Source organism: Enterococcus sp. DIV0421, assembly GCF_051713745.1.
Taxonomy (GTDB): Bacteria; Bacillota; Bacilli; order Lactobacillales; family Enterococcaceae; genus Enterococcus_D; species Enterococcus_D casseliflavus.
The window spans coordinates 2,116,242-2,130,342 of the sequence record NZ_JBIOQM010000001.1 but is presented as its reverse complement, the minus strand read 5'-3'; the positions used below and the strand labels follow the sequence as shown (position 1 = coordinate 2,130,342).

Below are 14,101 nucleotides of genomic sequence, written 5' to 3'. Positions count from 1 at the left end.
CACAACCCCTCTGCAGCGCCATTTAAGACGGCGACAGGTTTTTTAACTTAAAAGATAACCGTTTCCCTGTTAAAGTTGACGGTTATTTTTTTTGTCATTTTTCACTGCGGCTAGGATACCAAAGATCAGCATGGCGGTAAATGTACCAAAACTGATCATTAGCCCGATTGCTTCCGCTGTGGACAAAAAGGCTTCTCCTTTCTGAAGAGTTAGTACTTACATTCATAAGCACCACCACCTTTCAAAGATAGCCACCGTCACAAACTTTACTGCAGTCAAATGGTACCATACTTCCATCAATAAAACTTTCAAATGCCAAGGATTTATCATTATTTTTTTCACGGCGCATGGTCCATCTGCTGTGATTCATTCCATAGAATCGTCAAAATAACCCGCTGTTCTCTCTTCAAGTCTGATCCGCTCTTTTCCGACCTTCTCCAGCCCCTTTTCTCAGTCCCAATCAAGTGACTTCCATCAAGAAAAATAGTCAAAAGTCAATATCATTCTATTCACCAAAAACCACTTTTGTTATAGTAACAAAAAGGAGAATGCAGATGAGAAATGAACGAAAAATCATTCAAGATAGCACCCTTGGTGTAGAAGCTTTATTATTTAACGGCATCCAGCAGGAGTTTCCTAACCATTGGCACGAATATTATGTGATTGGCTTGATGGAAGCCGGGACGCGTCAATTCACCTGTCAAAACACCTGCTATATCGTTGAAGCAGGCGACTTGATTTTGATTCCGCCAAAGGCTGCCCACCGCTGCCAGCAACTCACGGAGGAAAAGCTGGTTTACCGCAATATCCACTTAACCCCGGAGAACATAGCGGTACAAGTACAAAAAATTTTTAACACTCAATTGACGCCCCACTTTCCTGAACCGGTCATTCGCCAAGTGAAAGAAAAAGAGGAATTTCATGCAGTGCACCAGCTGTTGCTGTCGGATCACGGTGATGAGTTTGAAAAGCAAGAACGCTTTACTTGTCTGCTTCACGACCTGCTTGTTCAGTATGCGGATTTCACCCACGAACAAACGGACCCGGTGTCAAATAAAGCCGCAACGGCAAAAGCCTATATCGATCAACATTATGCCGAAAAATTGTCCTTGAGTGAATTAAGTGACGTTCTTGGAATGAATCAGTACGTCTTGATTCGGCAGTTTACCAAAGCGTATGGGCTGTCGCCGTTTCAATATTTAAGTACGGTGCGCATCAGTGCTGCCAAGAAAAGACTAGAATCACAAGAAGCAATTGCAGAAGTCGCTTTTCTGACAGGTTTTAGTGACCAAAGTCATTTTACCCGTATCTTTAAAAGCTTGATTGGGGTCACCCCGAAAGCTTACCAAACAATTTACCAAGAAGATGGAGTGAGAACGTATGAATAACCAAGAAAAATGTGTCATGATTATCGATGAACAATTACCGATTGGCTTAGTTGCAAATACTGCAGCAATTTTAGGCGCAACCTTAGGCAAATTGTTTCCCGAAGGAATCGGAGAAGATATTTACGATTCGACGGGCAGAAAACACCTTGGCATTGTCAACTTCCCCATTCCTATCTTAAAAACGAACAAGGAACAGTTGCAGACCATTCGTGAATCGATCAGTCAACAAGCGGATCCAGAAGTAACCATCATTGATTTTTCCGACGTTGCTCAGACCACCAATTCTTATGAGCAATACCGCCAGACGCTTGAGACGATTCCCACAGAAACACTGGCTTATTTTGGTCTTTGTTTAAAAGGCAAGAAAAAGAGTATCAATAAAGTCGCTGGCAGCTTACCGTTGTATCGGTAAAGCGCTAATAAGAAAACGATCGTTTAAAACAAGTTTTCTTTTTGTCGGCCGAACAGTCTTCTTGCTATATACGTTTTTTATAAACAGTCCTACAAAAAAACAAACACTTTTGAGGTGTTTGTTTTTTTGTAAGAGATTTTCTAGCAGACATTTTCTTGCTCTTTGATTTTGCCAAGATCAATTGAAAAATAAACTACTCTCCTTGATAAATATTCAACCCCACTTCAGTATCTTCCACACAACTGTTCACTGGTGCTTTAACAATCAGAAAAAGAAAGTAAAAGTCTCCCACACAAGAAGCGGCATGTGCGGCAGCAATCAAGGTAAAAAGAGATGCCGTCAACCAGCCAAATAAATAAAATAGAAAGAGACCCACAGAAATGCCAAGGAATGGCGCCAATAAAATGATGGCAAATTTCCCTTTTGAATAAAAGGAATGGGGACTCGTGGCATATGCTACGCCATTTTTGAACCCAAACTTTACCTTCCCTTCAGGGTCAAAAAGCTTGAAGAAGGCACCATGGATCAATTCATGAATAATGATGAGAATAAAATATGCAACCATTAAGATCAAAAGATCGAAAATAAGCGAAGTTTCAGCATTTGACCCATGACCACCTAAGACAAAGAGTGTAAAGAACACATAGAAAAAAATAAAACTAGGAATCGCCGCGAGATTCAATCTCTTTATTGTTTTTTTATCATCCATCAAATTGATTTGTTTGAGTAATTTCATCGCTGTTCTCCTCTTCTTTTTGTCATTCTTCTTAGTACATGATTTCTATGAATTCCCTTCACCCAACCAATAAGAGCAACAAACACAAAACCAGTGCAGTTAAAACGAAGAGGAAATTGATCATCTCTGGCGCACTTTCAAACCTTCTCTTTAATGGCGGAGGACGAAAACTTGGATTCATGCTTTTCGTTTGGTAGTCCACGCTGCTTGATAAAAAGCTGTCGGAAGGGATCATAAACACTAAAAGAACGCCATAAATAATGGAGGCAGGAATCAGGAGTGAGCATTTGGCTAGGTAGCCAATCAGTAGACTCACGATCAAAGGAATAGCTACGTACAAAACACTTTGGTACAGTATTCGCCGAATTGGTTTCATGGGGAAGTCTCCTTAGTCAGTAATCGTTACGCACAGGTACAAAATAATTTTATTTACTTATCAAATAAATATACCATTGCTTTTAAAGACTGTAAACACGCCAGAAAACCAAGTCGATGCTGCCAAGCGCGACTGCCCAATGCTTGGTGCAAAAAAAGAAGTGGTTTCTTCCCACTTCTTAAAAAGCACTCTACTTGTTTTTTCCCTTCAATTAACCTCTCAAGATAATCGGTAAACCGTTATACTTACCAGATTGCTTCCTCTCTTCCTTTTGAAAAAGCTACGACGCTGGACAAAGAAGCCTGCGAACCTTGTCTCTTTATTAAAATTTCTTCTGAAAAGCATTCGTCTAAAAAAATCATACGACCTTGTCTTTCCTTTTGGTTTTTTACAACACCTGATCTACTTGAGAAAAGACTGCGAAACCTTCTTTAGAAAAGCAAACGTCTCAAGAAAAAATAATCGTGCGGTTTCTGCCCTTCCTTTTGGCTTCGTACAATGCTTGATCTGCTTGGTAAAAGGTTTCTGAAATGTCTAACGCAGAGGCTGCTTCTGAAATCCCTGCCGAAAAGTAAAGGGTCAGTTGGGCGGTTTCTAATTTCAACTGTTCATTGCTTAAAAACAAATGGAATTCTTCAATAATTTTTTTCACAGCATCAGAAGTATTCTCTTTAAATAGGACTAAAAATTCTTCGCCGCCATATCGATAGACTTCGACTAAATGGGAAGGACTTTTCTGGTAGAGAAACGTCATCAGCTTTTCCGAAAAGAAGGATAGGGCTTGATTGCCGATTTGATGTCCATGGTGATCATTGATGCGCTTAAAATGATCTAAATCCATCATCACCACGACGAGCTGGTCCTTCTCAAGTAGCGCCAGCTTTGAAATATCCTCGTTCAGACTGCGGAAATTTTTCACCTTGGTCAACTCATCATAATTGCGTTCAATGATTTTTGTGTTAATTTTTTCCAGGAAATTTTTTTGATTCTGCAAATAATACTTCCATAAAGAAACGATCCCCACAGATCCAATGCCTAAAGACACTACATCCCAAACGCTAATTTCGCGGCGATAAAAAAGCAAGGCGTTGAGCATCGGCGAGACAACCGTAACGAAAATCGAAAATAGGTAAAATGCTGTGTGATTTGGTTGTCCATAAAATCTTTTCTTTAATAAGCCCGTAACGATTAAAATGATATAATTTAATCCGATAATAAAGAGCATGGCTTCCCATTCAAATTTATTGATCAATGCAAAAAAGGTCAGCAAAATGACGGGTACTAACCCAACCAGATAGATTTTTTCTTTGAGAATGCCAAAATAATAAATAAAGATTGGAATCGTATATTCATACGCAACATAACCGATACTGTTCAAAGAAAATGATATAATAAAGTAGACTTGCGAAATAAACAAAACAATACCAATAAGAATTTTAAACGACAGGCGTAAATTCAATTCTTTGAAGTTCTTGATAAACAAATCATACGAAATGAGCAAGCTCACGACTAACACAGAATAGATCGCAGCATAAATCAGATGGACAAACACACTACTCCTTCTTTCTTTCATAGATTTTTCTTTAAAATCGTTCGCCCATGATTTTGAAAGGCTCGATTCTTTAACGATGCAGCGCACGAAATAAGCTTTTTTCCTGCACTTCATGAAACCAAAAATAAAGCGACCCCAGAAAGGAGCAGAAACCAATGTCTGAGAAAATAGAACAAGAACTCTTATCGATATTTCCCCAATTATATTTTGATGCCCAGCCTATCTTTCAAATGAAAGCAGATAGTCAGAAAGTGATTGGCTACGAATTATTATTGAGAAGTACCGAAAGAAATAGGTTTCCCCTTTCCTTCTTCCAGCAAGTGATCAAATACAAAAAATTACATACTCGTTTACTGCAGTGGTATCGAAATGAAATTTTCAGCTTGCTTCATCCGAACGAAGAAACAAAAATCAGTCTCAATATCCACCCGCAACAACTCAGCTACCCAGAAACCTTTTTGATGTTAGCTGATTTAGCTCCCTACCATGACCGTATTTTGATTGAGATCACCGAAGACGATACAGAACCTTCTATCGCTTGTGATCCCAAGTCCTTTCTTATGAACAAAATCAACCAAATAAAAAAGATGCGCTTCTCTGTCGCATTGGATGATGTAGGGACAGGCATTCATTCACTGACAAATATTGCACCGATGCTGGATAAAATCGATGTGATCAAGTTTTCGCCTATCTCGTTGCGAGTCCTGTCCCAAAAAGAGATTTTCTTTTTGATCGACTTCTGGCGAAATATCGCCAGCAATCGTAAAATCCAATTTATTGTCGAAGGGGTCGAAACCTCGGATATCCATGAGTACCTGCTTGAAGAAGAGATTTTTCTTCAACAAGGGTTTTATTTGGACAAACCTGCCCCAGCTGATCAATTAAAGCGAAAAAAATAGTCCTCGCATCGTTTATTTTTCTCACTATACGCGATCAAAAATAAACGATTATTAAAAAAACGAACAGATGCCCTTCAAATATAACACAAATAATTTTATTTGCAGAATTTTTGCTGATTCGGCATCGCTTTAACGGTGATTTTCCTGAACTCAATTCAATCATTCCAACAGAGATTTTATCCAAACAGGGGAAGAAACGATAGGAACATTGCTTTATCCAATCCATCCCACAAACAGAAATCAAAGAAAGCGAAACACTCTACAGGATACGTTCCAGTGGTGTTTCGCTTTCTTTTCATTTTAGATGTTTTTGTTCCATCTCATCTGCTGCTAACAACTTTTGGTAATAGGCTTCATAAGAAGGACTTACTCGCCTCATAGCAGGAATAAATTTTTCATAATAACCACTTGATTGGTAAAAATGCTTCATCTGCTCTTCGATCTGTTTTAATGGTGAATCGAGATATGCAGGACTTGCTTTAAAAGCATGGTATGCTTGGATTGTCTCTTTATTGTTTTTGACAAAATCACTGTAATTACTAAGACTTTGTTCTTTAAACACGCGCATTTCCTCTACTTGTTCTTTCGTAAACGAAGGCGTGTGTTCTTCCAAAAAAAGCGTCAATTCTTCTGATAAAACGAACGGATCTGTAGTATCCAAAAATTCCACGATTTCTTGAAAAGCTTGCTGCTGCTCCTTTGTTTCAATTGGTTCGTCTAAATAGCAAGAAAAGTGAAATCCAATCAAACGCCCGTAGTTACTAGGAAACAATTCGAATAGCTTTGTCATGATCGTCTTTTTCTTGTCTAGGGATCCGATTTCTTCTGCCAGTTCCTCTATTGGTCTTCCATCAGCGAGCGCGTCCAAGAGCTGGATCGTTTCTTCTAATTTTCGGGCTGCTTGTTTTCTTTCCTGAATGATTTGTTTCAAATACTCTGGATGCGCGCAATATGCTTTGATTTCCACAACACTCAACCCTAGTTTTCGATATAAGCCAATCGTCTGCAACCGTATAACATCTGCTTCAGAGAAGGAACGGTAGCCGTTTTCTAGAATTTTTGGGAAAAGTAAACCTTGCTCACAATAATATAAAACAGCTTTTTTTGTCAGCTCTGCCCGTTTTGCCACTTCACTTATTCTCATTCTATTTCCCTCCTAAAACAAGAATAACCCCACCCCTAGGGGTAGAGTCAATGATTACTTAAATGAAATGGCTTATACGATTGCTTTTTGATTTTGCAGGATTGTTTGAAAAGCCCTTTGAGGCCTCTATTCCCTAAAGTTCACTCATTTTACTGTTTATCTCACATTGAAAACCAGAGAATGTTTCGCTTTTGTTCCTAGATTGTAACCACACAGTTCTTTTAGATAAAAGCGATAATCATTTTCAACGATTCGAATGATCTCATTGTCGGAAAAATCGTCGAATCGCATCATTTCTGTGACTAAGACCAGTTTGGCGTCGATGCCCAAAATATCTGGGGTGATCGCCCAAAATGTTTCTGGTGAAATGGCTGCTACCAATTCATCAAGGAGGGCCAATTGCTTTTCAACATACGCCGCTAAAGCGCCATTGGCGCGGTGTGACTCCGCAAATTTCTTTTGAAATCCATCAAGGTATTCTGTTTTTGAAGTAAATACCGTCATGCTTTTTTACTCCTTTCTTTGAGGGGAACAAGTCCCGTTATTTTCTTCCTAAAGCTCAGCTTTTTTTTCTAGTTATTCATTCACTATTCTTTCTAGCTGCTGAAAAAGCACCCAGGTACAGGTGTCAATGCAGAATATCCAGCAATCCTCTGACCAGCTGCTTGTAATGCTCTTTTTGATCTTTTGCTCCATTTTCTGCCTTGATTGACAGACTTTGCTCAATGGCTGCTTGAGGAATCAGCAGATGGGTGTTTAAGCTTGAGATAAAGGAGACACATTCTTCCATTAATTGATACTCTTTTTGCAGGTTGCTGGGTAATTTATATTTACGTAATGGAAATAAATAGCGAGCACTGGCTTTTATTTCTTCTATACGATCGTTTTCTAGTAAGTAACGCATGGTATCGAGTTGTTTCCCTTGGTGATACGGGCAAGTATCTGCACTCAGCAGATGGGTATAGTACCCGATGTATTCACTATTTAGGATGGTTCTTTCAAACGCTTCTTTCTTGATTTTCATCTTCTGTATCCTTCTTTCAAAACTATCACTGACCTCACTTATGCAGCGTTTGTGGTATCACTAAGTACTGTTTCTTCTTTTGGTCGATTTTTTGTTAAATCTTTCATCAAAAAAAGAGAAACTGCAAGTTTTCCCCACAGTTTCTCCTTTACGCTTCTAGCGATGCCTATAGTTAAGGAGCGACGCTTTCACCGTGTTTCTTTTTTCTTGTTACTGCGACGACAAACAGTACTAGGAGTGTATACCCAAGAATGATCAAACTGCTTGTGTTTGATGAACCTGTTTGTGGTAATTTTCCTTGTCCGATTTGAGAACCATCTGCTACGATCGTTTTCTTATTGTCATCGTCTGCTTCTTCCTCTTGCGTCACCGTTTCACCGATTCGACCGGTCACAGAGACTTGCCCTGTCGTCGCCTCTGCGACGCTGGTTTCCGATAGATCCCAGACAGTCAGAGTCAGTAACACAGCGACGAAAAGAACGATTCGTTTTCGTTTTTTCATACGATAGATCCCTTCTTTACTGGGATTTCAATTCTTAGTCTTCCTCTACATCCGGCGCAAAGCTCAAGACCAATTTGAAACTTGGATTTGATTCTTCTGATGCATCGGTCGGTGTTGCTTCACCAGTGAACGCAAATGTTCCTACATTCGTACCTTGGTTGCCTTCAAGGGTAAATAATTCTGTTTCTGCTACGGTTGGTGTGCCGTTTTCAAACAACTCAATACTGTTTACGTTTAACAAGTCTACTTCATCCATATTCAATGGTGTATCGACACCCGCAACAGAAGCGATCACACCAACTGCTGAGTTATTTGTCACAGTGTAGCTAGGTGAAACGATCTCTTTGTGGCTTGACTCTTCTGTTGTATAGAACAAAGCAGTCGTTGGAATCGTCACATTGATCCATTGGTTCAAATCGTCGGGATTTGGTCCAGGGGTTGTGTTATCGAATGATCCGATGATCCCGTTTACTTGGACATCTCCTGACGTATCGCCTTCACGTCCGTCAATGGTTTGTGTCGCAAAAGCGGTGGTGCCGCTTGCGATTACTCCTGCGATTGTTGCTGTACTTAGAATGGCTGCTACAAATTTTTTCATTTTTATTTCCTCACTTTTCCTTTTTTTAATTCTTAACGATAATCGTTAATTCAGCTTCAGTGACCCCTTGTTTTTCTTTGCTTTCAGGGTCGTAAATATTGATGGTGGCTTTGGCGGGATATTCCCCTTTTGCCAACGGTGTCGCCAAGGCGACATTTTCAACAAATTGGTTTGGATAGATCGCACCGGAAGAATAGATGACTTCCCCGCTCGACAGTAAAGAGATATCCACGGCGATTGGGTACACATTGGTGCCTGGATTGACGATCTCGATGGATCCTGTGCTTTGACCATCTTCAAAAATGGCTTCTGGATTGATTTGCAGCGTGAAATAATTCGCATCCGCAATCTCCTGCGCTCGTTCAGAAACCCGCTGATCGGTGGCATCGCCAGATTCTGGCAACAGGTCGGCACTGATCAAAGGGACTGCTGTTTTTGATTGGTAAAAGTAGTACCCGATCCCACCGATAAGTACTAGCAATAGCAACAACCACAAGATCCATTTCCGTCGATCCTTCGTTTCGGTTTGATTCGTTTGCTCCAATGGATTCACCTCCTTCACGTTTGGTACGATCTTTTTTCTTTAATCTCGTGGGACAAAGCGTAAGACGATGCGATACTTCGGTACGAGCAAGTCTTCATAATACCCACCTTGATCGGCTTCTGTATCAACGATCCATTGGGGATAGTCTCCATAGAAGTCCCCCGTTAAGGAAATCGGCACGCGGCTTCTTTCTTCTAGGCGAACCAAGTGTTGTTCCTCCATCGCTTCATAGAGTTGGATCTGTGTTTCTTCCGTTTTTAGATTCAATCGCAACAGCGGGGTTGAAATATCGTCATAGGTCAGGGTTGGGTCTTCTTCTTCGCTTTCACTTTCGGCATAGTCGAGAGGATCTTCTCCCGCTTCTAATAAGACAATACTGGCACTATCATCGATCGCCAGTTGATTGACGTAGGTATCCACGGCAAGTGGCGATTGATTGCGGATCTCATACGTTTGGCTTTCAAAATTACGATTCGATTCCGCTGTGTTGTACAAGGATTCGAAGACCATTTTGGTTGGGATCGTCACCCGCATATGCTCCAGTTTCGATGTCACATCGATACCGACTGTCAGCTGGTAGGCTTTATTCCCCACCTCAAGAACAGCAAAGTAGCTACCATCTTCGTCGACTTCTCGTGTAAGATCCGTTTCTACGATGCGAAAGTCATCCGTCATATCCGCTTCCGTCAAGACGTTTGCGGCTTGTGCTCGGCTTTCTTGAAGGATCAAAGCATCTAATTCTTCTTGCATGCTTAATTCATTAATTTTATAGCGATCTAAGGTGATATTGTATGCTTCAAAATTCACACCTTTAATCACGGTTTGACGAGCGGTCACATCGACATAGGTCTCAATCGAAGGTTTCGATAAGAAAATCGACACTTCTGTCTCGGTTTCCAATCGCTCATTTTCTCTTAAGGGAATGCGGAAATAGCGATACAGCTGATTTTCATCCCGATAGTCGCCCCATTCGATTCGTTCAGAGTTTTTGTCTAATTCAACGAGTTCTCCGTCAGTATTGGTATAGGAGATCACTGTGATATCGGTATCCTCATACATGGAACCAGTGATTTCAGTCGACTGATCACTCAATGCGTCGATTCGGGCAACCAGACCTTCTGGTTCTGAAAAACGAATTTTATTGTAATTATTTTTGGCAATCACTTGATAAATATCTGTTTGTGTTTCAAGACTTTCTAAGGAACCATCGAATTGTTCGCCACTCAGTAATCTTGAACGAGCTTCTGCACTACCGGTCCCCCCATAGGGAAAGGGATTTCCCCCGTTACGATTAATACGCATCGTTCCATAAATATTGATAAACTCTTCGGTTGGCGTTTCCAAAGCAGCATTCTCCCATACTGAGAATTTTTGGTTATTTACATTGATTTTAAGACCATTTGCAACTGTATATTGTTCCGAACGTATCAATCGCTGTAATTGTGCATTTGCTTGACCTGTTCTTGTCATAGGATGACTAATTTCAAATAGCTCAACATTTTTTACATTTAATTGTGCATTTGCCGTTCTGAAGTAAAGAACTTGTAATTTATTTCTAATGGTTTCTAACGTAACGGTTGAGTCCTCATCGGCAATAAAGGTATTTCGTACATTAACAAGCGGACGATTGGTAAACTCTGCTGTTGTCCCCATCCCATTCCGATTATCTGTAAGGAAAAATTCCGCTCGTTTACCGACTGTAATGTTTGCGAAAGAATTTGAATGATTGCTTGAGCCGTTCCCACCGCCTTGCGTATTCAATCCTCTGGCAACCCCATTAAATACTGCTTCGTCTTCAAGAATTAAATTCGATGTCGTGGTTACCCTAAATATTCCTCCCGATTGGTTGACATCCATTTGCGCACCTTTTCCTATTCGGACAAAGGAATTCGCATTTCCAAGTTGGATAAAGCGTGAATCATATGTTGTGCGATCCCTTTTAGAAGTCATTTTAGCGTTATCAAGTAACTCAACCCGTTGAGCTACTCTTATTCGTGCGTAATTATGTCCGACTGCTGAATTTTGAATATTACTAGTCGTTGGCTCTGTCATATGAACTTCAGCTTTTTGCGCAAGAATAACAGAGCGAACAGAGGTGTTTCCTGTCATTCCCCTAGCTGCATTTATTCTAGTATATGAATTTTCTCCAAATACTAAGTCACTCGTACTAACACCTTGAATAAATCGACCACCAGTATCAACTTCAACTTTACTTGCTTCTTCCATCGTAAATTTCGAATTCGCCAAGGTTAAACGAAAAACGGCTCGTGCAGCTTGTCGCGTAGTATGATTGACCGTTACTTCCGCTTCACGTCCTAGTTTGATTTCTTCTCTAAACCGGAAAAAATCGACATTTGCATTGTTTCGTCCAGAAACGGTGATTTCAGAGTGATCGCCCACATGCAACCGGCGAATGGTTGAAGAAGCAGCAGATGAGGTACCACCGGTAAAGCCTTGTGCGGTTTGTAGGCTGATCGTATTTGCTTCACCAATATAGATATCTGTTGTGCTGCGACCAGTCACCAATGGTCCTACTTGATTGAGGGTGATGGTTGCATTTGCTTCTGACAAAAATTGGGAAGCTGTGGTCGTTGATCCTAAGGCAATGAGAGGGTTTGCTGCTGATGATGTGCGAGAATAATTGATTGCTGCTTTTTCTCCTAGGAAGAAACGCCGTTGCACGGAAAAAGCATTGGCTGCTGCACTCGTTGAATGCTCAGCAACATTGATTTCAGCCCCTTCAAGCAGCTCGAATTGATCGACCAGCGTTCCAGCGGTAAAGCCATTCCCTAATACGCCCGTTAGTTTTGAGTATTTTCCTAGAGTTACCTGAGCCAAGCTTGCGTTGACGAACGCCCCACGCTGATTCACAGCTATTTCTGAATAGTCACCAATGGTGATTTTTCCGTTGCTCGATGCTAAACCGATGACGACATTCGATGTACTTGCTGAAGAGGTCGTTCGCGTTCTCGGTACGTCAATTGTTGTATGACTTCCGATTTGAACCGAAGACGTTGCGAAAAAGGTTCGATACGCTTGACCAACAGTGGCATTACTAGGTTCACTGATGGTTATATCCACCTGATCACCAATCGCAATACTGTTGACTGCTACGTTGCCATTAAACCCGTTGCTATGCTGATTGTTCATTTTCACGTGGTCTTGAATCACTATCGTGGTACTAGCCACACCCGTAAACATCGGTCCATGCTGCGATATTCGCGTTTGTGTATTCTCCCCAAAATCGATGGAGGAATTTGCACTTTGGAGCTGGATAAAAGCTCCGGCCGTTGTGCCCGTCCGCGTTCCTTCAATAATGGTAGGTTGGTCTGCGGTACTATTTTCAACGATGAATCGGTGTCCGACATTGATGGCGGGCGTCTCGCTGACCGTCCCGTACTCAGATAGTTTTAACTGACTACCTGCTTGTAATCGTACCTCCCCTAACGTACTGGTAGAGTCCCCAGAAAGCCCCTGTCCCGTGCCAACATCTAGTGTTGCCCCGGTTGCTAGCGTCAACCGACTATCTTGATTGGCATTTGGCAGGGAAACCATTGCGCCAGATTGGCGAATCGTGGTCATACTTCCTTGACCAAAATCAAGGCTTGCTGCGGTACCTGTCATATGAAAGACGGTGCCAGTATTGCTGTTGGTACTTCGGGTGACAGAAATTTCAGCTTGGCTAGCGACTGCTACTTGATTCATTTCAAAGATTGGTGTGGCATTTGATGAGCGATGATTGACCGTCAATTGCCCTTCGACAAAGAGTCCTTCAGCCATGAATAACGTTGGAATGGAAGACGTCGCTGTCGTCACCACATTGGTTCCTTTGAAATGAAGATGTGCTTGGTTGTTATTCACCACGCGTCCTGCGGTAGTGGTCAGCTCCAGTTGGGTATCTTCAAAAGTAATCGTTGATGCCCCAGTTGTTTGAGCCAGCCCTTGCGCTGACTGGATGCCTTGTTGCTGCACCCCTTGCCAAGTCAGTTGAACAGGTGCCGCAAACTGCATCAGGTTCTCTGCCGCCGTCTGCGAAACGATCACAGGTGTTTCTTGACTACGAAAGGTAACGTTCATCCGTTGGATCCCACTGATTGGCCCAGTTAATGCCAAGTTGCTGGCAAAAGTAAGCACTAGCGATTGCTCATTGGCGATTTCTTCGTAACGATACTCCGTGCCCTCTTCATCGGTGAAGGATTCCCCAAGTAAAATTGCCCGCAATTGCGCCTCACTTGCTACAGTCAATGCGACCGCTGAAGCTCCAGCATCAAACCTTTCGACTTGCTCGTTCTCAGCTTCTGGCTCCGCTTCATCTTCTGAGCTATCTGGCGTTTCTGCTTCGGACAGTGCTTCATTTTCCTCTGCTTCTTCTTGGCTAGCGGTCGTTGAATCATCGGTGGCTTCCGATGAGGTTGTTTGTTCCTCGCTGCTTTGCTCGGTTGACTCTTGCGTTTCCGATTGATCAGCAGAATTATTGGTTTCCTCCCCAGAAGATTGTTGCGTCCCTTCAGAAAGTGACTCTGTTTCTGCATAAGCAACTTGCTGGAACGCCATCGTCGTGTTGACGCCCGTGCTGCTCAGTAGTAATACGGCAGAAAACAATGTAAGTAATTTCATCATATCCTCCTTTCTTCAAGTCTTTGTTGCGTTAAGAAAGCTGAAAACTAGAGAATAGCTCCTTGCTTTTTCACGCAAAGCTGTCTCAATATTCTTCGTTTTTGAGGGAACGACAAAAAAAGACATTTTGATGAATCAAATGTCTGGAGAAAGTTGTTAGATTAAGTTTTCATAAAATAATAACTACATACGAGTTCTGTATTCTCAAAAACGAAGGTTATTGAGACAAACTATTTGTAAGTATGACACGCGTGTTGCTTACTAAACTAAGAATAGCGTGGTCGTTTCTCAAAGGAAAATCATTATTTT

At 41.5% G+C, this 14,101-nt stretch carries 14 protein-coding genes; 3 read left to right on the top strand and 11 right to left on the bottom strand.

The features are described 5' to 3' along the window. Positions 1–69: 69 nt before the first annotated feature. On the bottom strand, positions 70–186 hold the full coding sequence (locus IGI96_RS10255) for a putative holin-like toxin (protein WP_086339097.1): 117 nt from the start codon (positions 184–186) through the stop codon (positions 70–72). 368 nt (positions 187–554) lie between these two features. Between IGI96_RS10255 and IGI96_RS10250 the strand changes: the two genes are divergently transcribed. Both IGI96_RS10250 and IGI96_RS10245 read left to right on the top strand, forming a co-directional pair. Further along, complete coding sequence (locus tag IGI96_RS10250; RefSeq protein ID WP_086339096.1) at positions 555–1,388, top strand: helix-turn-helix domain-containing protein; 834 nt, start codon at positions 555–557, stop codon at positions 1,386–1,388. After that, positions 1,381–1,800 carry a DUF2000 domain-containing protein gene (locus tag IGI96_RS10245; RefSeq protein ID WP_005232083.1) on the top strand — a complete coding sequence of 140 codons (420 nt, stop codon included), beginning with the start codon at positions 1,381–1,383 and terminating at the stop codon, positions 1,798–1,800. The genes IGI96_RS10250 and IGI96_RS10245 overlap by 8 nt, the downstream gene beginning before the upstream one ends. 193 nt (positions 1,801–1,993) lie before the next feature. On the opposite strand, the gene IGI96_RS10240 is transcribed toward IGI96_RS10245, so the two are convergent. The 3 genes from IGI96_RS10240 to IGI96_RS10230 form a co-directional block, all read right to left on the bottom strand. Then, entirely contained in the window at positions 1,994–2,536 is a 543-nt protein-coding gene (locus tag IGI96_RS10240; RefSeq protein WP_086339095.1) for a DUF3267 domain-containing protein, read from the bottom strand. A 58-nt stretch (positions 2,537–2,594) separates the two neighbouring features. Beyond that, the gene (locus tag IGI96_RS10235) at positions 2,595–2,912 is read right to left on the bottom strand and encodes a hypothetical protein (protein ID WP_086339094.1); all 318 of its coding nucleotides are present in this window, start codon (positions 2,910–2,912) and stop codon (positions 2,595–2,597) included. Between the two features lie 448 nt (positions 2,913–3,360). Beyond that, entirely contained in the window at positions 3,361–4,485 is a 1,125-nt protein-coding gene (locus IGI96_RS10230; protein WP_228074223.1) for a GGDEF domain-containing protein, read from the bottom strand. 134 nt (positions 4,486–4,619) lie between these two features. On the opposite strand from IGI96_RS10230, the gene IGI96_RS10225 reads away from it, so the two are divergent. Further along, positions 4,620–5,363, top strand: a complete 744-nt coding sequence (locus IGI96_RS10225) for an EAL domain-containing protein (RefSeq protein WP_010748787.1) — start codon at positions 4,620–4,622, stop codon at positions 5,361–5,363. Positions 5,364–5,658: 295 nt separating this feature from the next. Here IGI96_RS10225 and IGI96_RS10220 read toward each other — a convergent pair whose 3' ends face one another. The 7 genes from IGI96_RS10220 to IGI96_RS10190 all read right to left on the bottom strand — a co-directional run bounded on the left by IGI96_RS10220 (position 5,659) and on the right by IGI96_RS10190 (position 13,795). Then, positions 5,659–6,507, bottom strand: a complete 849-nt coding sequence (locus IGI96_RS10220) for a MerR family transcriptional regulator (protein ID WP_074934356.1) — start codon at positions 6,505–6,507, stop codon at positions 5,659–5,661. 156 nt (positions 6,508–6,663) lie between these two features. Beyond that, positions 6,664–7,011, bottom strand: a complete 348-nt coding sequence (locus tag IGI96_RS10215; RefSeq protein ID WP_016609683.1) for a DUF7006 family protein — start codon at positions 7,009–7,011, stop codon at positions 6,664–6,666. Positions 7,012–7,135: 124 nt separating this feature from the next. Further along, positions 7,136–7,531, bottom strand: coding sequence for a hypothetical protein (locus tag IGI96_RS10210; protein WP_086339092.1), 396 nt, complete (start codon positions 7,529–7,531; stop codon positions 7,136–7,138). A 172-nt stretch (positions 7,532–7,703) separates the two neighbouring features. Continuing rightward, positions 7,704–8,033, bottom strand: a complete 330-nt coding sequence (locus tag IGI96_RS10205; protein ID WP_016609681.1) for an LPXTG cell wall anchor domain-containing protein — start codon at positions 8,031–8,033, stop codon at positions 7,704–7,706. Between the two features lie 34 nt (positions 8,034–8,067). Beyond that, on the bottom strand, positions 8,068–8,631 hold the full coding sequence (locus tag IGI96_RS10200; RefSeq protein WP_074934358.1) for a hypothetical protein: 564 nt from the start codon (positions 8,629–8,631) through the stop codon (positions 8,068–8,070). Positions 8,632–8,656: 25 nt separating this feature from the next. After that, positions 8,657–9,175, bottom strand: coding sequence for a hypothetical protein (locus IGI96_RS10195; RefSeq protein WP_015508953.1), 519 nt, complete (start codon positions 9,173–9,175; stop codon positions 8,657–8,659). A 39-nt stretch (positions 9,176–9,214) separates the two neighbouring features. Next, entirely contained in the window at positions 9,215–13,795 is a 4,581-nt protein-coding gene (locus IGI96_RS10190; RefSeq protein ID WP_086339091.1) for a hypothetical protein, read from the bottom strand. Positions 13,796–14,101: the final 306 nt, after the last annotated feature.